The organism is Cypionkella sp. (assembly GCF_028290025.1).
In the GTDB taxonomy this organism is placed as follows: domain Bacteria; phylum Pseudomonadota; class Alphaproteobacteria; order Rhodobacterales; family Rhodobacteraceae; genus Cypionkella.
This window is the reverse complement of record NZ_JAQGKQ010000015.1, coordinates 35,759-54,961: the sequence shown is the minus strand read 5'-3', so window position 1 is coordinate 54,961 and position 19,203 is coordinate 35,759. Positions and strand designations below refer to the sequence as shown.

Here is a 19,203-nt window from a genome sequence, read left to right as displayed (position 1 = left end):
TTTCTCGTGCCCCGCAAATGACCCAAGTTTTCGTGCTCTGCACTGGCCGCTGCGGCTCCAAAACCTTCACGCGCGCCTCTGAACATTCGACCAACTTCACCGCCCGCCACGAATCGCGCACCCACCTGCTCGGCGCGAACCGCTTCGCCTACCCCGACAACCACATCGAAATTGACAACCGCCTCGCGTGGTGGACAGGCAAGCTCGACGCGACCTTCGGCGACGCGCCCTACTACGTCCACCTCACCCGCGACCGCGACGCCGTGGTGCAATCTTACGTTGCCCGCAAAAATTACGGCCTCGTTAAAGCCTACCGCGAGACCATGCTCTGCAACCTCGTGCTGCGCAAACCCAAGACCGATCTCACCGCGATTGCCGAGGATTTGATCGACACCATCACCAGCAACATCACCTATTTCCTGCGCGATAAAACCAAAGTGTTGCACATGCAGGTGGAAACCATGGAGCAGGATTTCCCGAAGTTCTGGGACTGGATCGGCGCAAAAGGCGATCTCGACGCCGCGATGACCGAATGGACCGTGCGCCACAACGCCACGGAATAGCTGGCCCCCTTGCCCTTTCGGACTGGCTCAAATATCCCCGCCGGAGGCTTCTACAGCCATAACGAACCAGCCGCTAAAGGATAAGCCATGACCGAACGCACAGCCCTGATCACCGGAGCCTCGCGCGGCCTTGGCGCGGCAATGGCCGAGCAACTCGCACAGCGCGGTTGGCATGTGGTCGCGGTGGCCCGCACGGTTGGCGGCTTGGAAGAACTCGATGATCGCGTCAAAACCCTGAAGTTACCCGGTGCTGGCGGACTGACGCTGGCCCCGATGGATGTGACCAATGATGACGCAATGCGCCATCTGTGCCTGTCGATCCACCAGCGTTGGGGCCAACTAAACCTCTGGATTCATGCAGCAATCCACGCGGCCCCGCTCGCTCCCGCAGGTTCTTTGGATATCAAAGATTGGGACAAAAGCATCGCGACCAACGTGCGCGCCACCGGAACCCTAATCCCGATGGTGGAGCCTTTGCTGCGTGCAGGCGACGGCCAAGCTCTATTTTTCGACGACCCGCGCGCAGGCGATAAATTCTTCGGCGCTTACGGTGCCACCAAAGCCGCGCAGATCGCATTGGCCCGCAGCTGGGCGGCCGAGAACGCCCAAATCGGCCCGCACGTCCGCATCGAAACACCCGCGCCAATGCCCACCGCTACCCGCGCGCGGTTCTTCCCCGGCGAGGATCGCGCCCCCTTGATCCATCCCCGCGAAGAAGCCACACGCCTGATCAATCTGCTGTAACATCACCGCGCAAGCCCAGGTATTTTAAGTAAAATCCCGCTTCAGATTTCTCTCAGAAATCGCCGGCGCTCAGGCGTTCAGCGCCACTTCCATCGCCGCCCAAAGCGGTTCCAGCGGCTCAATCCCCACCGACAACCGAATAAACCCCGGTGCAACCTTATCGCCCCAACGCGCCCGCCGCTCTCCCGAGCTATGGGTGCCGCCAAAGCTGGTCGATTGCACGATGTAGCGACATTCGCCCAAAAACCGCTCGGCCCGCGCCTCATCTGCCAGCTCAAAGCCGATCAGAAAGCCGAAACCTGCCATCTGCGCCTTGGAAATCACATAAGACGGATCATCCGGCAGCCCCGGATAGCGCAAGTTCGCCACCGCTTTATGTGCCTGCAAACGCTCAGCAATTACCCCGGCGCTTGCACACATCCGCTCCAACCGCAGCTCCAATGTTTCAATACCGCGATGCACTTGCCAAGCCTCAAACGGCCCGGGCACCGCACCCGACAGCCTGCGCCAATCGCGCACCCGCGCCATCAAAGCGTCGTCACGCCCCGCAACATGCCCGAACAACACATCCGAATGTCCGCCCGGCGCTTTGGTATCCGCCGCCACCACCAGATCAGCGCCCAAATCCAAAGGCCGCTGCAGCAGCGGAGTCATCGTGGTGTTGTCTACAATCACCACAGCCCCGGCAGCATGGGCGCGCGCCGATACCGCAGCAATATCAACCACATCCAGCCCGGGGTTCGAGGGTGTCTCCAGATAAACCACCGTCGCCCCGGCGAAATCGTGCGTAGCATAATCTGCGGTGGCAATCTCGACCACCTCAACCCCAAACGGAGCCAAAAAACCCTGCGACAAAACCCGTGTCACATAGTAGCCATCCGCCGGAATGATCAGCTTTGCGCCATGCTTCAAGGTCGCCATCAAAGCCGCCGAAATCGCAGCCATCCCAGACGGGAAACTGACGCAAGCCGCATCCTCCAGCAGCGCCAGCTGATCCTCCACAGCCTCCCAGGTCGTCATGCCATTGCGGCCATAAAAATGGCTGGCCCCCGCGACCTCTGGCAGATGAAACGTTGCGGCAGGCACGATCGGCAAGCTGATCGGATCGCCCTTTTTCAGCCCAGCCGAGCGATGATGCAGCAGATCTGCCGCGCGTTTTTTCATTCTGTCCGTCATCACCAAGCCCCTTGAATTGAGGCTATCCTGCCTGCAAGCCACGACAAACGCAACCGCAGGCAAAGATTAACCGAACCTTAAGTAGCCCTAACTAAGCCATTGATTCGTATAAAATCGCACCCTCCGCCACACGTGGACAAGCCTATTCCAACCGCGCCGGAAACCCCTCAGCCCGCAAATCGGTGCCGAGCAAATCCTCCAGTAATTTCGCAATCATCGGCGATTGAGCCTCGCCCCCATAAGCCGCTTTCGCCGCCACATAAGTCTGCTCAGTCGCGGCAGCCAAATCCAGCGGCACGCCGAACTCACGGCCAAATCCCAGCGCAAACCCCAGATCTTTCAGCGCGAGATCAACATTGAACGCCACATCATAAGACCCGTTCAAAATCAACGCGCCCTCAGTTTCATGCACGAAACTATTCCCAGACGAGGCCGCAATCGCGTGCCAAGCCTGCCCCAAATCAAGCCCGCCCCGTTTCGCCAGCATCAAAGCCTCAGAGGTCGCTTTCAAATGAATAAACGCGAGCATATTGGTGATCACTTTGATGATCGAAGCCGACCCCAGCGGCCCCATGTGGAATATCTTATCCCCCATCGCCGCCATCGCAGGCCGGTGCAGATCAAACAAATCCTTGTCGCCCCCCGCCAGCATCGTAATCTTGCCTTGCGCCGCCAGATGCACCCCCCCAGTGACCGGAAGCTCCATCATCCGCACGCCCGCATCCGCGGCCACCGCCCCCAATCGCAGCACATCATCGCGCCCCAAGGTCGACATTTCCAACCAATGCGCCCCCGGTTTCATCTGCGGCAAAATCGCCCGCAGCACCTTTTCCGACACAGCCGGAGACGGCAGGCAGGTGATCACATGATCCACCGAGCCCGCCAAATCCGCTGCACTCGGAGCCAAAACCGCGCCCAACGCCACCAATCTCTCCGCCAAAGCGGGATTCAGATCGAAGACCGTGACCTGCAACCCCGCCTTGATCAAACAAGCCGCACAACTCGCGCCCAGATTTCCCAAGCCGATATATCCGTAATGCATCAATTATCCTTTAGCCGCCGCTCAGGCGTTTTTCGCGCGAAACGTTTCCAATATCGCGCGAAATTTTATCCGCGTGTTTGAATTACTCGCCGTAGCCGACGATACCCTTGATCTCGCAGAAATCGTGGATGCCCCAATCAGCATACTCGCGCCCATTGCCGGACTGCTTATAGCCGCCGAACGGTGCCGACGTATCCCAGTCCGGGTAGTTCAGGTTAATCGTGCCTGCACGCAAACGGCGTGCTATGGGCCGAGCGTCTTCCACCGGGCCAGCAATATAGGCCGCCAGACCATAAACCGTGTCATTCGCCATCCGAACCGCATCATCCACGCTGTCGTAGGGCAAGATCGCCAGCACCGGCCCGAAGATTTCTTCCTTCGAAATCGTCATATCATTTTGCACATCGCCGAATATCGTGGGCTTGGCAAACCAACCGCGATTAAGTCCAGCCGGACGACCAACGCCCCCCGTAACAAGAGTAGCACCCTCATCAATGCCAGCTTGGATCAGGCGTTGCACCTTTTCGTATTGCGTCTTCGAGATCAGCGGCCCCATGGTGGTCGCCTCAAGCGTCGGATCGCCGGGAATGAGCGCCTCAGCGGTTTCTTTCGCCACAGCCAAAGCCGCAGCCTGTTGGTCACGCTGCACAAACATCCGGGTCGGCGCATCACAGGATTGGCCGGTATTTGACATGATCGCATTGACGCCAGCCGCAACTGCCGCCGCCAGATCAGCCGAAGGCAGGATGATATTGGCTGATTTTCCGCCCAGTTCCTGTGCCACGCGTTTCACTGTCGGCGCTGCCGCAGCCGCCACCGCCGTTCCGGCCCGGGTTGAGCCAGTGAACGACACCATATCGACTTCAGGATGCGAAGACATCCGCGCGCCGACATCCGGCCCGGTGCCGTTCACCAAGTTGAACACGCCCGGCGGAACCCCGGCCTCATGGCAGACTTCCGCGAACAACACGCCCGACAGTGGCGCTATTTCCGACGGCTTCAGCACCATCGTGCAGCCCGCAACCAAAGCCGGAGCGACCTTGCAGGCGATCTGGTTCATTGGCCAATTCCACGGCGTGATCAGCGCGCAAACGCCGATGCCCTCGTGCACAATCCGAGTAGTCCCGCGCGAATATTCCCACGCCGTTTCCTCAGCGGCCTTGATCGTCGCCTCGATATGCACCTGCCCAGCCCAAGCCTGAGCGCCGCGCGCCCATTCAATCGGAGCGCCCATTTCGGTGCTCATCGCTTGTGCGAAATCTTCATAGCGTGAATTGTAGACTTCCAGAATCCGCTTCACCAAGTCGATGCGTTTTTGCACCGGCCAAACCGTGTACGCATCAAAAGCCGCCCGCGCCGCCGCGATAGCCGAGTCAATATCCTGCTGATTGCCCAACGCCACTTCGGCGACGATTTCTTCGGTCGCCGGGTTTTCAACTCCCATCCGTTCGCTTGAGTTTGGCTCGACCCAAGCGCCGTTGATGTAGAATTTGGTCATATTGGCAGAGATCATAGCGTCCTCACTGGAAGTAGATGTTATATTTAGCGCGGATGATGCGGTCGATTTCGGGATCGATCACGTTTCCGGCCTTTGCGAGGATACTATTCTTCCGCGCGATGGCCGCGTCAAGCAGCAGCGGCTTACCAGCCTCATTCCATTCCTTCGGCGACATCCGATTGGCCGATGCAGGATAGATGTATTCGGTTTGCATAAGCTTTAGCGTTTGATCGCTGCCTAAATAATGCCCCGGTCCGCCCAAACAAACCTCTTTCATCGCCTCAATACTGGTGCTGTCCGGCGTCACATCAATGCCACGCACCAAACGCATGGCTTGGCCGAGCAAATCATCGCCCAAAACCAGCGATTCGAGACAAAAGCCGAGCAGCGAAGCGTGCATCCCAACCGCCTCGTAACACATGTTCAGCCCCGCCAAACCCGCCAGCGAGTTGGTGATGCCCTGCTCCCATCCCGCCTGCATATCAGGCAGTTTGCTGTCGGAAATGCCGCTCGCAGCCCCACCCGGCAGATCGTAGAAATGGTGCATTTGCGCACAACCCGCCGTGAGCAACGCCTGCTCCGCCGAGCCGCCCGACATCGCACCGGTGCGCAGATCAGACACGAACGGCCAAGTGCCAAATATACACGGCGCACCCTTCTTGATCGCATTGGCATAGACGACGCCTGCGAGACACTCCGCCATCGCCTGCACAATCGTCAGCGCAATCGGCGCCGGAGACGTCGCCCCCGCCTGCCCCGCCGACAGCAAAAGCATCGGCATACCACGGCGGATACAATCCTCCATCGTGATGCAGGATTCCTCGGCGAACTTCATTGGTGGCACCACGAAGCAGTTGGAATTGCTAACAAATGGCCGCTCCAACCATTTTTCCTCGCCCCCCGCCACTGTGTAGATCATATCGAAACACGCGGCGACATGGGCTGGATCGCTGAACGATGTGCCGACATGCTTCTTGGTGCCCGCAAGGCAGCCGTAAAGCGTGTTCAGGTCCATGTCCTGATTGTCCACCACATCGCGGCAGACCATAGTGCGCTGGTAGAAATGGATGTTATCGAGATTTTCCACCAGCCGCGCCGCGTCATACAAATCCTGCGCGGTGCTTTCGCGGTACTCGAGCGAGATCGGATCAACGATATGAACAGCCGCGCCCGCTGTGCCAAAATGCACATTGTTTCCCGTCAGGTGCAGATCATGCTTTGGATCGCGGGCGTGCAAAGTGATGTTGCGCGCAGCCACCGCCAGCATGTCTTCCACCAACGCGCGTGGAAAGCGGATGCGGCCATCGTCGCCTTGAATAGCCCCGGCTTCGGTCAGCAGTTTCACGCCTGAGGGCGGCGCCTGTGACAGCCCGATCTGCTCCAACGCTTGCAAAGCGCTCTCGTGGATTTGCGCGACACCAGCCTCGGTCAGCGGTTTATACTGACCGCCCGCCATGCCGCCCCGCACCGGGCGAATATCGTCCGCCAAAGGTGCCGAACGCAGCGCCACCCTTGCGGTACGCCCACCGGACCGCCGCACCCGGCTCGGTTCACATAGCTCGCCGATATCGCTCATCTTGGTCATCCTCCCAAATGTCCTACGGGTCCGGGGGTTGGAAACCCTCGGTTCTGCGCCTTAAGTAGCGCCACGCGCCAGCATCGCATCAACTTCATCACCCGAGGCGGCACCCATCAGCGGCACAAAAGATCCCTCACCCAGCATCGCCGCCACCGAATCCCGGATCGCCGCATGGGTCAGCCGCGCGATCTGGCTGCCAGTGGAAATCCGCCGCACCCCCATCGCCGCCAGTTCCGCCACCGACAGCGCCTTCAACGGTCCTGCCGCCAGCGCATTAACCGGCTTTGAAACCGAGGCCAAAACCTGCGCCAATTCCGCCCGGCCCGGAGGCACTGGCAGATACAGCAAATCCGCCCCCGCCGCCTCAAACGCCTGAAGCCGCCGGATGCCCTCTGCCAGATCATAAACGCCGTTCATCACACCACCGGCGCGCGCGCAGAACACGAAAGGCCGCCCTAAGGCACGCGCGGCGGCGGCTCCCGCCCGAACGCGCTCAACCGCTTGTTCGAATCCATAGGCAAACGGCACGCCATCCACCGTCGAATCCTCGATTGAGCAGCCCGAAAGGCCAACTTCACCCGCTAGCTTGACTGTCTCCGCAACATCGTCTGGATCATCGCCGAATCCTTCCTCAAAATCGCCCGAAACGGGCAGCGGGGTTGCCGCCACCATCATCTCGGCATGGGCCAAAGCCTCATCCCGGCTGACCCCGCCCATATCGGCCCGCCCCATGGTAAACGCATGCGCCGCCGACGAAGTCGCCAGCGCCTTTGCTCCCAAAGCCGCCATCATCCGCGCCGACCCCACATCCCACGGGTTCGGGATCACAAAGCAACCATTCTGATGCAAATCCCAAAACGCCTGATGCCGTGCCAGTGTCATGCCCTTATCCTTTCCGATTTCGGATCATACATCGGGGTCAGTGAGGCCACCGCCTGATGCCGCACCCCCGCCACTTCGATCTCATAGCGCGAGCCCAAAATCTCCGCGTCCGACTGCCCCTTGCAGGGCACGTAGCCAAGGCCAATCGCGCCGCCCAGAAAATGCCCGTAATTGCCGGAAGTCACCGGCCCGACGATCACGCCATCGCGCACCACCGCTTCATTGTGGAACAACAACGGCTCGGGGTCGGTCAGGCGGAACTGCAACAGCTTGCGCTCTAATCCCGCCTCTTGTTTGGCCAACACCGCGTCTCGCCCAATATAGCTCGGCTTTTTCTTTGACACGGCAAAACCAAGTCCAGCCTCAAGCACATGATCCTCATCGGTAATATCATGCCCGAAGTGCCGGTAGCCCTTCTCGATGCGACAACTGTCGAGAGTATGCAGCCCGCACAGCTTCAACCCCAGATCAGCGCCAGCGTCCTCCAACGCCTCAAACACATGCGCAGTCTGGTCGGATGAGACATACAATTCCCAGCCCAACTCCCCCACATAAGTCACCCGATGCGCCCGAGCGATGCCCATGCCGACCTCAATCTGTCGCATGGTGCCAAATGGATGCGCAGCATTCGAGAAGTCGTTCGGGCTGATCTTTTGCATCAACTCGCGCGATTTCGGCCCCATCACACAAAGCACCGATTCCGCCGCCGTCATATCGGTGATCACGGCAAATGCGTCGCCCAGATGCCCTCGTAGCCACGCCAGATCGCGCTGCAAAGTAGCCCCCGGCACCACTGCCAGATATGCCGTATCCGACAGCCGCGTTACCGTCAGATCGCTTTCAATGCCGCCCTTTTGGTTCAACATTTGCGTGTAAACAATCCGCCCCACCGCCACGTCCATCTCAGCCGCACACACCCGGTTGAGGAAGGCGCAAGCATCGCGCCCCTCCACCCTGATCTTCCCAAACGAGGTCATATCGAAGAAACCAACGCCGTTCCGTACCGCCAGATGCTCGGCCTTCTGGTTTTCAAACCAGTTCTGCCGCTTCCACGAATAGTGATATTCCCGCTCTTGCCCCTCATTGGCGAACCAGTTCGCCCGCTCCCAGCCAGCCACCTCACCGAACACCGCGCCGCGCGCTTTCAGATGCTCGTGCAACGGAGTCCGCCGCACGCCCCGAGCCGTCGCAACCTGCCGATACGGGAAGTGATCGGCGTAAAGCAGCCCCAAAGTCTCGGTCACGCGTTCCTTCAGATACTTGCGGTTTTTCTGGAACGGCTGAGCGCGGCGGATATCCACCTCCCACAGATCAAACGGTGCTTCGCCTTCAACGATCCAGTGCGCCAAGGCCATGCCCGCGCCGCCGGACCCCGCAATACCAACCGAGTTATAACCCGCCGCCACCCAGTAGCCGCCCAACTCCGGCGCTTCGCCCAAATAATAGCGGTCATCCGGCGTGAAACTTTCCGGCCCGTTGAAGAACGTATGGATTCCCGCCGTCTGAAACAGCGGCATCCGGTTCATTGCATCTTCTAGGATCGGCTGGAAATGGTCCCAATCTTCCGGCAACGTGTCGAACATAAAGTCTTCTCGGATGCCATCCATACCCCAAGGCTTGGCCTTCGGCTCAAACGCCCCGATCATCATCTTGCCTGCGTCTGATTTATAATAGGCGCATTCATCCGGCACCCGCAGCACGGGCAGATGGCCAAGCCCCTGAATAGGCTCGGTGATCAGGTAAAAATGCTCGCAAGCGTGCAGAGGCAGCGTGACACCCGAGGCTTCCGCGAGATCGCGGCCCCACATACCCCCACAATTCACCACCACATCGGTTGCTATGTGCCCCGGCTCGCCATTCGCACCAACATAATCCACGCCGGTCACTTTGCCGCCGGCCTTGGTCACGCCAACAACTTTGGTATGCTCGAAAATCTGCGCGCCCCGCATCCGCGCGCCCTTGGCCAAAGCCATCGCGATATTCGCCGGATCGCACTGACCATCCAGCGGCAGATGCACCGCCCCCACCACATCCGCGACGTTCAGATGTGGATACATCGCCTTCACTTCGGTCGGAGAAATCTCGGCCACATCGACATCGAAAATCCGCGCGACCGTGGCTTGGCGCAACAACTCCTCATGGCGCGCCTCGGTCAAAGCGACCGAGATCGAGCCGACCTGCCGCATGCCCGTCTCAACCCCGGTTTCAGCCGCGAGCTTCACATACAAATCCGCCGAATACTTCGCGAGCCGGGTCATATTCGCGCTGCCGCGCAACTGCCCGATCAGCCCCGCCGCGTGCCAAGTGGTGCCGCTCGTCAACTGTTTTCGCTCCAACAGCACAACATCGGTCCAGCCCATTTTCGCCAGATGATAAGCCACCGAACAGCCCGAAACCCCGCCGCCAATCACCACTGCCCGCGCTTTGTTCGGAACCTGACCCATCATCTGTCTTTCATCTGTTCATAAATATCGGGGTCCGGGGGCTGGCCACCGGCTTGGTATCACGCGCGAATGCGCTCATTCTTCGCATCCCACAGCGGCGCGTCCTCCTGCACCACCGCCGGATAACGTTGCCCGAAAATCTCGACCTCCACCGCTTGCCCCGGCACGTTCATGTCAATCCGCAGCATCCCCAGCCCAATGCAGGCGCCAACCCGGTGGCCGTAATATCCAGAGGTCACCTCACCCACCACCTGATCGCCCGCCCAGATCGTTGACATGTAAGGTGGGTCTTGATCGCCAGCCTCGATCAGCAAAGTGCAAAACCGCTTGCCGACACCGCGCTGTTTTTGCGCCAGCAGTGCCGCCTTGCCCGGAAAATCCTGCGGTTTGTCAAACTTGATAAACCGCTCCAAGCCACCTTCCAGCAAAGTATAATCGGTGGAAAGATCACCCTTCCACGCCCGATAGCCCTTTTCGACACGCAAGGAGTTCAGCGCGAACATGCCAAATGGCACCGCCCCCCCGGCCAAGATCGCATCGTAAATCGCAGGCATCCGGGCGGGGGTGGCGTGAACCTCCCACCCGAGTTCGCCCGCAAAACTCACCCGGAACAAAGCGCAATCCTGCCCTGCCACCACCGCAGGCTGCACCGACAACCAAGGCGCGCTGAGATCGGCATCGGTCAACCCCGCCAACAACTCGCGAGACTTAGGCCCGGTCACGATCAGACAAGTAAAATCATCGGTTCGGTCGCGGAAGGTAAGCCCCGTGGGCATACCCTGCCGCAGCCAGTCGGCATCATGGCTTTGCGCCACAGCGGCGGTAATCAGAGTGAACGCATCTTCCTCGCGCCGCACCACCGACATTTCGGTGACGATCCGGCCCTTATCATCGGGGAAATACGCCAGCCCCATCCGCCCAACTTTCGGCAAACCGCCCGAAATCCGCCCCGCGAGCCATTCCGCCGCCCCCGGCCCCTCGACCTCAAACCGAGAGAACCCCGGCAGATCGAGCACACCGACGCCATCGCGCACCGCCTCGCATTCCGCCTTCACCGCACCAAACCACGGGCCTTTGCGGTTCCAAGTGCGTTGCGCCTCTTCAGATCCATCATCGCCCGGACGCGCATACCACAACGGCCGCTCCCAGCCATTAAACGGCCCAAACTGCGCGCCCAGCGCGGCGGTGCGCTCATGCAGCGGCGATAGTTTCTTGCCCCGCCCTTCGCCCCAGACGTGATGCGGGAAGTGGATGGCGTATTCGTGGCCGTAAATCTCCATGCCCTTGGCCACGCAGTAGTCCTGATCTTCAAACCCGGTGAAACGGCGCGGATCGCACGACCACATATCCCACTCCGTCGCCCCTTGGGTGATCCACTCGGCCAAGACCTTGCCCGCGCCGCCTGCCTGACAGATGCCAAAAGTGAACACACACGCCTCGTAAGCATTCGGCACCCCCGGCATCGGCCCGATCAGCGGGTTGCCGTCGGGAGTATAGGGGATCGGGCCGTTGATCACTTTGGTCAGCGGAGCCGTCTCCAACAACGGCACCCGCGCCATCGCATCATTGATATACCACTCCAGCCGCTCCAGATCGTCGGGGAACAGTTGAAAGCTGAAATCCTCCGGGAACGGGTCATCCGGCGTCACCCAATGCGCCTTGCAGTTGCGCTCATAAGGCCCGAGGTTAAAGCCGTTTTTCTCTTGCCGCAGGTAATAGCTGCTATCCACATCGCGCAGCAGCGGCAGCTTGTGGCCGACCGCTTTGGTGCGCGCCTCAACCTCGGGGATGGTGTCGAACAGCATGTACTGATGGCTCATCACCATCATCGGGACCTCGCGGCCAAACCATTTGCCAACCTCACGCGCATAATAACCCGCCGCGTTGACGACGATTTCGCAGCGAATATCGCCCTTATGGGTTTCGACCACCCATTCCTCACCCTCACGCCGCACACCCGTTGCCGGGCAAAACCGCTCAATTCGGCCGCCCATCTGCCGCGCGCCCTTCGCTAAGGCTTGCGTCAACTGCGCGGGATCAATGTCACCATCGTAGGGGTCATACAGCGCGCCCACGAGATCATGCGTGGCAATGAAGGGATAAACCTCGGCAATCTCATCAGGCGTCAGGATCTTCAAAGCCATACCCTGATAGCGTCCCATCCCTACAACCCGCTGAAACTCCTGCAAACGCTCCTGCGTATGCGCCAGACGGATCGACCCCGTGACATTGTAGTTCATCGGATAATCGACGGCATCACCGAGCCCGCGATACAGTTCCGCCGAATAGCGCTGCATATTCATCAGCGACCAGCTTGAGGAAAACGTCGGCACGTTGCCCGCAGCATGCCATGTCGAACCGGCCGTCAGCTCGTTCTTCTCCAGCAACACGCAATCGGTCCAGCCCGCCTTGCACAAATGATAGAGGCTAGACGCACCGACAGCGCCGCCGCCAATGATAACAACACGCGCGGTTTGCGGGAAATCAGACATGCTTGGCTCCGGGTCTTTACCTTACCTTTATCGTTGTACGGCAAGAGGCTTTCAATTGGCCATTACCCGCGCTATTGATCGAGTGAACCGATCAGCTTCAAACGTCGGACACAAAATCAGCGGAGCAGCGCATGCAGATCGAACTTCTCGACACATTCCTCGACCTTGTGGAAACCCGGAGTTTTCACCGCACCGCCGAACGGCTGGACGTGACACAATCCACTGTTTCCGCGCGCGTGCAGAGCTTGGAGGTCGCCGTCGGCGCGCGGCTGTTCAACCGCTCCCGCGCGGGCACTGATCTGACCACCGAGGGGCTGCGGTTTGAAACCCATGCCCGCATGTTGCGCCGCGACTGGAACGAGGCCAAACGTGCGGTCGCACCGTCGGGCGATGCGGCGCTGACCATGCGCTTGGGCATCCAGAACGATCTTGCCGACGCCTATATCGGCGACCTGATCGTCGATTTTCGCCGGATGTTCCCGCAAATGGCGTTCTATATTGAGCCGGATTATTCCGCGCAAATGTGCGCCGATATCGTTTCGGGTGTGCACGATTTCGCAGTAATGTTCACGCCTAAGCCCCACCCCGATCTGCACTTCGTCACTCTCGCCGATCTTCCTTACCGCTTGATCAGTTCTGCAGCTGAAACCCGTGCAGAGATCAAACCCGAAACCTACATCTCGGGACATTTCTCAGCGGCGTTTGAGCAGGCGCACCGCGCTGCTTTGCCGGAACTGATCGGAGCGCCTTTGTCGGTTGGACAAAGCTCGACAATCTCGGCGCTGCTGCTGGCGATGGGTGGCTCTGGCTTTGTGATGGCCGAAAAAGCCGCAGAAATGGTGGCAACCGGTCGGTTTAGGTATGTGAGCGATGTTGCGGCGATCAACCAGCCAGTGTTCGCAGCGATGCACCTTCGCCAACGCTTGTCGAAAGTGCACCGCAAGCTAAGCAAAATGCTGAGCCGACGCATATCGCGGCCAGAAGCAGTCGCGATCCCGCCTACCGCAGCGGTGTGAACGTCAAAGGTTTGGGCCGCCATTCCCAGCGGCCCAAACCTTGCAGATGGATTAGCCAGCCACCCGCGGATTTTTCGCGACCACACCGTCAACCCAGATCGGGTTCGACCAGGCTCGCTTGCCTGCGGCATCAATCACCGCAACCCGTAGCCATGGCGAGTTGTTCAATCGCGCCAGCGGAACCTCGGCACGGGTCATTGAATGGCCGTGCACAGCCTTGGCGCCGGTGCCATGCCCAATGGCCACGACCGAGGCTACGGCCGAGCATTCGACCACCACCATATCGCCCTCAATCCGCACATCGCGCAGTTCCGGGCCTTGAGTCGAATAAAAATGCCCCGCCTTCAACGCTGTCAACAAAGCCTCCGGTGTGTTGGCCTCAGATTTTACCATAACCCAGCCGCCGAAATGATCCGGTTCCGAGAAATGCGCGTCATCCGTCGCCACCATCGTCAGCCGCCGCCCTTCGGTCAGCAGAAGATCGGCGATGGCAAAGCCGTCGGGTCGGTCGCAACCATTCGCACAGCCGTGGTTATAGATTTCAACCGCATGCGCTGCAGCAATCGTGCGCGCGTCGGCTAGGGTCAGCCCGGACCATTGCGGATGCGCAATCGCCACAAACGCTCCAGCAGCCACTGCCCGCGCCGCAATCTCGGGGCCAGTTTCCTGCCCGGTCACCGGAACGAAACTAGGGCTGTTTGAGCGCGCAAAATCGCCCGGCAAACCCACAGCAAGTATATGCCACAACTCGCCATTCGCCATCGCACCAGAATGGAGTTCCGCTCCCAGTATCGTGGTAAAGCTCGCATCGCGCATAGGCTTAGTATCGACGATCGGGTAGCCGTAAAGCCCAACAAAATGGTCGGTTAGCGCGATAAAATCATAGCCTTCCGCCTTATAGCGGCGGCAGACTTCTTCCGGTGCGAGCACACCATCGGAACGAGTCGAATGGGTGTGCAAATTGCCGCGCCAGAATTGGCCGGGGGCGGTGAAAGCGGGATCGCGTTGCATGAAGGCTCCTTGTTCGTCGTTGCGCGCACAGTAGCCAAACCCGCGTTACAGTCCAGTGACGGTGTGCTGCTCTTTTGCGTCGCCGCGTTTCTAGAGGTATGCCTAGCCCCGCCCAATATATGGCATATCCCGCGCCATGATCGTCATAAACGGCACGTTCACCGACAGCGGTAAGCTCGCCATATGCAGCACCGCCTCGGCCACATGCGCCACATCCATCACAGGCTCTACCGCAACCTGACCGTTGGCCTGCGGCACACCTTTGGTGAAGCCCACCGCCATATCGGTCAGCGCGTTGCCGATGTCTATCTGCCCGGCCGCAATGTCAAAAGCCCGGCCATCCAAGCCCAAAGTGCGGGTCAACCCCGTTACCGCATGTTTCGACATGGTATAAGGCACCGACCCCGGCCGCGGCACATGCGCCGAGATTGAACCGTTGTTGATGATCCGCCCGCCACGCGGTGTCTGATGCCGCATCAGTTTGAACGCCGCACGCGCGCATAGAAACATGCCAGTGATATTGGTGTTTGACACCTCAAGCCATTGTTCCACCGAGATTTCATCAATCGTCGCAGCCTTAGCCGATATCCCCGCATTGTTGAACAAAACATCCAACCGAGGCAACTTGGCGAACGCGGCCTCAACCTCGGCAGGCTGCGCCACGTCGGCTGGCAACAGCAGGGCTGGAAGATCCCCAGCCGTTTCCTCTAGCGCCTCAACCCGCCGTCCCAATAAGGCCACGTTCCAACCTGCGGCAATAAAAAGGCGCGCGGTTGCCCGGCCGATGCCCGACCCCGCGCCGGTGATCAGAATGGTCTTTGCATCACTCATCTTGCTTCTCCGCTGACGGTCCGCCCGACCTTTCCGACACTAACCCGACACTACGAAAGGGCAAGCAGCGCAAATACCCAAGTGACCACATAGCCCAGCCCCATCACCGCAACCGCAGCCGAGCCGCTATCCTTCGCAGCCTTGGCCAGCGGGTGATGCTCGGTTGAGATATAGTCGATGCTTGCTTCAATCGCCGAGTTTGCCAACTCGAATGCCAACAACAACAAGCCATGCGCTACAATCAGCGCGCAAGCCCAAAGCGGCGGCCGCAGCACCGCCAACGCCAGCCATGCCGCAAGATTGACTGCCGCCCATTGCCGAAGACTTTTCTCCTCACGCCATGCATGGCGCCACCCATCCAAAGAATACCCCGCCGTCCGCAAAATCCGCCGCATTTCATCAGCAAGATTCATCGCAAGCTCCGGTAGAGTTTGGTAAGATAAATGGTGCCCCCATCAGGATTCGAACCCGAGACCCCCTGATTACAAATCAGGTGCTCTACCAGCTGAGCTATAAGGGCAGTTCGTCTCAAATATCGTCAGGAGCTGGCGGGTGCAAGGGGTTACGCGCATCGTTTATCGGGTGGCGCGCACCAGCAACGCTACGGCGACGAGGCCCATTGCGGTGACAATCAGGGCTGCGGGGGCGGCTTCACCGATCCGCTCTAGGCTCGCCAACTCATAAACCCGCGTAGCTAAGGTATTGAAGTTAAACGGCCTCAGCAGCAAAGTGGCGGGTAGTTCCTTGACGCATTCAACAAACACCAGCAGCAGCGCGGCCAGCACTGAACCTCGCATCAACGGCAAATACACGTCACGCAAGGTGCCACCAACGCCGCGGCCTAAACTGCGCGCAGCCATCGGCAGTGATGGCGAAATCCGTCCAAAGGCCGAATCCACTGCGCCCTGAGCAATGCCGAAGAACCGAACCAGATAGGCCAGCACGATCGCCGCCGAAGTTCCGGTCAGCAAAAGCCCCGGATCATGCCCGGTCACTGCCAATACCGCATCAGCCACACGATGATCCAGCGCCGCGAGCGGAATTAGCAAGCCCACCGCCAGAACTGCCCCCGGCATCGCGTAGCCCAGCACGGTGACGCCAAGCACGGTGCGCGCAAATGTGCGACCCGCCATGCGAACGCCATACACCAGAAATAGCGCCGCCGAGACGGTCAGAATTGCCGCAATCCCGCCAACGATCACCGTATTAAGCGCCGCCGTAGCCAAGGCCGGTGCCAGCCACAAATGCGGCTTCGTCAGCGCATGACCCAGCATGACAGCAGTGGGCAGAACAAAGCCCAATCCGAATGGCACCGCACACAGCGCCGCCGCCAGCCACCCCCAAAGCCCGCGCAACTCGATTGGCGTCACCGGACGACTGGCGCGAGATTGGCGGTGAAACCGCGCATTGCGCCGACTGAAATACTCAAGGCTCAGCAACACCAGCACCAGCAGTAAGATCACTCCGGCAATTTGCGCAGCGCCGCCAGCATTGCCACCGTTCAGCCAAGTTGAGAACACCCCGGTGGTCAGCGTCTGCACCCCAAAGGTCGAAACTGTGCCGAAATCAGCCACCGTCTCCATCATGGTCAGTGCCACGCCAACCGCAATCGCCGGGCGCACCAGTGGCAGACCCAGCCGCCAGAACAGCCCCCATGGCCCGAGCCCGAGCGAGCGCGCCACCTCGTAACTCGCACCCGATTGCTCACGCAAAGCCGACCTCGTCAGCAAATAAACATAAGGATATAGCGCGGCCGACAGCACGAGTATCGCCGCAGGCTCAGAATGGATCTCTGGGAACCAATAGTCGCGCGCCGAAGTCCAGCCAAACGTGCCACGCAACACCAGCTGTAACGGCCCGGCATAATCCAGAAAATCGACCAGCGCATAGGCCCCGACATAGGCCGGAATCGCCATCGGAAACAGCAGCGCATAATCCAGAGCCCGACTGCCCGGAAAGCGATACATCACCACCAGCCAGGCCGCCCCCGCTCCCATTGCCGCCGAAAGCACCCCCACCCCGAGCATCATGCGCAGCGTCGCCATGAAATAGCGCGGCAACACGGTCGAGAGCAGATGCGGCCAGATGTTTTCGGTCGGATGAAAGGCGATCCACACCACTGCCGCCAACGGTGCCAGCACCACCAACCCGATCAGCGCCGAACCCAGCACCCAAATATCGGGACGTGGCCGCCTTACCCGCGCTTTGCGCAACGGCAGGCGCGAAGTTTCGCTGTTTTGCGGCGTAGTCATCATCGGCCTCGTATCCGAATGCAGTTTAACTGTAAAGAAAACCCACTATAGTTGCGGCAACAAGAACAAGCAGGCAGGCAGCCCCCACATGCGGATCGTCTATCACCTCGGCGCGCACTTCACCGATGAAGAGCGGCTATTGAAATGTCTTTTGAAAAACCGTGAGGTGCTGGCCGAGCATGGCATCGTTGTGCCGGGCCCAAAACGGTATCGTAACTTGTTGCGCGATACCGCTATTCAGTTGAAAGGCACGCCCGCCAGCCGTGACACCCAGGCGCTGATCCTTGATAAAATCATGGAAGAAGATATCGCCAACCGGATGGTGCTGTCTTGGGACAGTTTTTTATCGCTGGCACCTTGGGCGCTCGACGGCACGCTTTACCCAGCGGCGGGCGAAAGGGTGCGCGCCTTCAGCCAGATATTCCCAGAAATCGAAGCCGAGTTCCATTTGGCCATCCGCAATCCTGCGACCTTCCTGCCTGCGCTGCTAGAGAAGCTCCCAAATAAAACTTATGCCGAGTTCATTGGCCGCGCCAATATCACCCAGCTGCATTGGTCGCAGGTGATCCAGCGCATCCTAAAGCTTAACCCCGGCATCCCGCTGACGATCTGGTGCGATGAAGACACGCCGCTGATCTGGCCCGAGGTTTTGCGTGCGGTGGCGGGCCTGCCCGATGATCTGGTGCTGGAGGGCGAGGATGATCTGCTCGCCTCGCTGATGTCCGGCGAAGGCATGACGCGACTGCACGCTTATCTCGACGGTCATCCACCCGGCTCTGTGATGCAGCGGCGCAAGATCGTCTCGGCGTTCCTCGACAAGTTCGCCCTGCCGGACCGTATCGCCACCGAGGTGGAAATGCCGGGCTGGACCGATACCACCATTGCCGAGTTGACCCGGCTATACGACGAAGACGTCTACCGCATCGCCAACATGCCGGGTGTGCGTTTCATCGCACCCTGAACCGCGCTAATTCGGGCGTGAATAAGAAAAACCGGGCAGCGATCACGCTTAGCCCGGTTTCGCAATTCTTATCGGCTCGGATATACAAAGCCTACTGCATTCCCAACGCGGTCTTATACATCTCAATAATCGCTTCTTCTTCCGCGATCTCATCTGGCTTACGCTTGCGCAGTGCGATCACCTTGCGCATGACTTTGGTGTCATAACCGCGACCCTTGGCTTCTGCGAACAGCTCTTTTTCCTGCTCCGCCACGTCTTTCTTTTCCGAGGCGAGTTGCTCGGCGCGCTCGATGAATTGGCGCAGTTCATCGGCGGTGACACTATAGGAGGAGGTTACGTCATTCATCGCAGTTCTCTTTTCGCTTTGGGTTTGGCTGTTCCTATAGGGCCGGGCTTGCGGGATCAAGCGCGGCTGCGTGGGGTTGCAAGGCTTTGCCATCGGCGTTACCGAAAGCGTGTTCAACGGCAAAGGTGACCCATGCATTTCGTGATCTGGATCGGCGCGGCGCTAACGGCGGTCGGTATATTGGGGCTGTTGTGGTGCATAAAGTTGGTGCTGGACATAAAACGTCAAAAGCTGCCCGACGCGGAGGCTCGGCTTGCAATGCAGCGCGTCGTGGTTTGGAACATGGGCGCACTGGCGGTTTCATTTCTTGGTCTGATCATGGTCGTGGTCGGCGTCATTCTGGCTTGAACCTAGTTTTCGGCCTGA

At 59.6% G+C, this 19,203-nt stretch carries 17 protein-coding genes and 1 tRNA gene; 5 read left to right on the top strand and 13 right to left on the bottom strand.

Annotation, left to right across the window (positions count from 1 at the left end; translation table 11 throughout):
• Window positions 1-17: 17 nt before the first annotated feature.
• Complete coding sequence (locus JWS10_RS01770) at window positions 18-563, top strand: hypothetical protein (RefSeq protein ID WP_299504172.1); 546 nt, start codon at window positions 18-20, stop codon at window positions 561-563.
• Between the two features lie 87 nt (window positions 564-650).
• Entirely contained in the window at window positions 651-1,307 is a 657-nt protein-coding gene (locus JWS10_RS01765) for an SDR family oxidoreductase (protein WP_299504171.1), read from the top strand.
• 69 nt (window positions 1,308-1,376) lie between these two features.
• Here the strand turns inward: JWS10_RS01765 and JWS10_RS01760 are convergent, their stop codons facing one another.
• The 7 genes from JWS10_RS01760 to JWS10_RS01730 all read right to left on the bottom strand — a co-directional run bounded on the left by JWS10_RS01760 (window position 1,377) and on the right by JWS10_RS01730 (window position 12,420).
• Window positions 1,377-2,483, bottom strand: a complete 1,107-nt coding sequence (locus JWS10_RS01760) for a cystathionine gamma-lyase (protein WP_299504168.1) — start codon at window positions 2,481-2,483, stop codon at window positions 1,377-1,379.
• 142 nt (window positions 2,484-2,625) lie between these two features.
• Window positions 2,626-3,525 (bottom strand): NAD(P)-dependent oxidoreductase, encoded by a 900-nt coding sequence (locus JWS10_RS01755; protein WP_299504166.1) that lies wholly within the window; start codon window positions 3,523-3,525, stop codon window positions 2,626-2,628.
• Window positions 3,526-3,607: 82 nt separating this feature from the next.
• Entirely contained in the window at window positions 3,608-5,038 is a 1,431-nt protein-coding gene (locus JWS10_RS01750; RefSeq protein WP_299504164.1) for an aldehyde dehydrogenase family protein, read from the bottom strand.
• 7 nt (window positions 5,039-5,045) lie between these two features.
• A complete protein-coding gene (locus tag JWS10_RS01745) occupies window positions 5,046-6,599 on the bottom strand; it encodes a trimethylamine methyltransferase family protein (protein WP_299504162.1) in 1,554 nt (517 codons plus the stop codon).
• A 60-nt stretch (window positions 6,600-6,659) separates the two neighbouring features.
• Window positions 6,660-7,484 carry an isocitrate lyase/phosphoenolpyruvate mutase family protein gene (locus tag JWS10_RS01740; protein ID WP_299504160.1) on the bottom strand — a complete coding sequence of 275 codons (825 nt, stop codon included), beginning with the start codon at window positions 7,482-7,484 and terminating at the stop codon, window positions 6,660-6,662.
• Window positions 7,481-9,928, bottom strand: coding sequence for an FAD-dependent oxidoreductase (locus JWS10_RS01735; RefSeq protein ID WP_299504314.1), 2,448 nt, complete (start codon window positions 9,926-9,928; stop codon window positions 7,481-7,483). The genes JWS10_RS01740 and JWS10_RS01735 overlap by 4 nt, the downstream gene beginning before the upstream one ends.
• A 59-nt stretch (window positions 9,929-9,987) precedes the next feature.
• Window positions 9,988-12,420: an FAD-dependent oxidoreductase gene (locus tag JWS10_RS01730; RefSeq protein WP_299504158.1), complete on the bottom strand. Its 2,433-nt coding sequence runs from the start codon at window positions 12,418-12,420 to the stop codon at window positions 9,988-9,990.
• Window positions 12,421-12,551: 131 nt separating this feature from the next.
• Here JWS10_RS01730 and JWS10_RS01725 point away from each other — a divergent pair, with 131 nt between their 5' ends.
• Window positions 12,552-13,436, top strand: coding sequence for a LysR family transcriptional regulator (locus JWS10_RS01725; protein WP_299478806.1), 885 nt, complete (start codon window positions 12,552-12,554; stop codon window positions 13,434-13,436).
• 51 nt (window positions 13,437-13,487) lie between these two features.
• On the opposite strand, the gene JWS10_RS01720 is transcribed toward JWS10_RS01725, so the two are convergent.
• The 5 genes from JWS10_RS01720 to JWS10_RS01700 all read right to left on the bottom strand — a co-directional run bounded on the left by JWS10_RS01720 (window position 13,488) and on the right by JWS10_RS01700 (window position 17,530).
• Window positions 13,488-14,447 carry a PHP domain-containing protein gene (locus JWS10_RS01720; RefSeq protein WP_299504156.1) on the bottom strand — a complete coding sequence of 320 codons (960 nt, stop codon included), beginning with the start codon at window positions 14,445-14,447 and terminating at the stop codon, window positions 13,488-13,490.
• A gap of 102 nt (window positions 14,448-14,549) precedes the next feature.
• The gene (locus JWS10_RS01715) at window positions 14,550-15,278 is read right to left on the bottom strand and encodes an SDR family oxidoreductase (RefSeq protein WP_299504154.1); all 729 of its coding nucleotides are present in this window, start codon (window positions 15,276-15,278) and stop codon (window positions 14,550-14,552) included.
• A 50-nt stretch (window positions 15,279-15,328) separates the two neighbouring features.
• Window positions 15,329-15,691 (bottom strand): diacylglycerol kinase, encoded by a 363-nt coding sequence (locus JWS10_RS01710; RefSeq protein ID WP_299504152.1) that lies wholly within the window; start codon window positions 15,689-15,691, stop codon window positions 15,329-15,331.
• A 31-nt stretch (window positions 15,692-15,722) separates the two neighbouring features.
• Window positions 15,723-15,798 (bottom strand) — tRNA-Thr (locus JWS10_RS01705).
• Between the two features lie 55 nt (window positions 15,799-15,853).
• Complete coding sequence (locus JWS10_RS01700) at window positions 15,854-17,530, bottom strand: iron ABC transporter permease (RefSeq protein ID WP_299504150.1); 1,677 nt, start codon at window positions 17,528-17,530, stop codon at window positions 15,854-15,856.
• Between the two features lie 88 nt (window positions 17,531-17,618).
• Between JWS10_RS01700 and JWS10_RS01695 the strand changes: the two genes are divergently transcribed.
• The gene (locus JWS10_RS01695) at window positions 17,619-18,491 is read left to right on the top strand and encodes a hypothetical protein (RefSeq protein WP_299478794.1); all 873 of its coding nucleotides are present in this window, start codon (window positions 17,619-17,621) and stop codon (window positions 18,489-18,491) included.
• 91 nt (window positions 18,492-18,582) lie between these two features.
• Here JWS10_RS01695 and JWS10_RS01690 read toward each other — a convergent pair whose 3' ends face one another.
• Window positions 18,583-18,837 carry a DUF2312 domain-containing protein gene (locus JWS10_RS01690; protein WP_299478791.1) on the bottom strand — a complete coding sequence of 85 codons (255 nt, stop codon included), beginning with the start codon at window positions 18,835-18,837 and terminating at the stop codon, window positions 18,583-18,585.
• Between the two features lie 132 nt (window positions 18,838-18,969).
• On the opposite strand from JWS10_RS01690, the gene JWS10_RS01685 reads away from it, so the two are divergent.
• Window positions 18,970-19,185: a hypothetical protein gene (locus JWS10_RS01685; RefSeq protein WP_299478788.1), complete on the top strand. Its 216-nt coding sequence runs from the start codon at window positions 18,970-18,972 to the stop codon at window positions 19,183-19,185.
• Window positions 19,186-19,203: the final 18 nt, after the last annotated feature.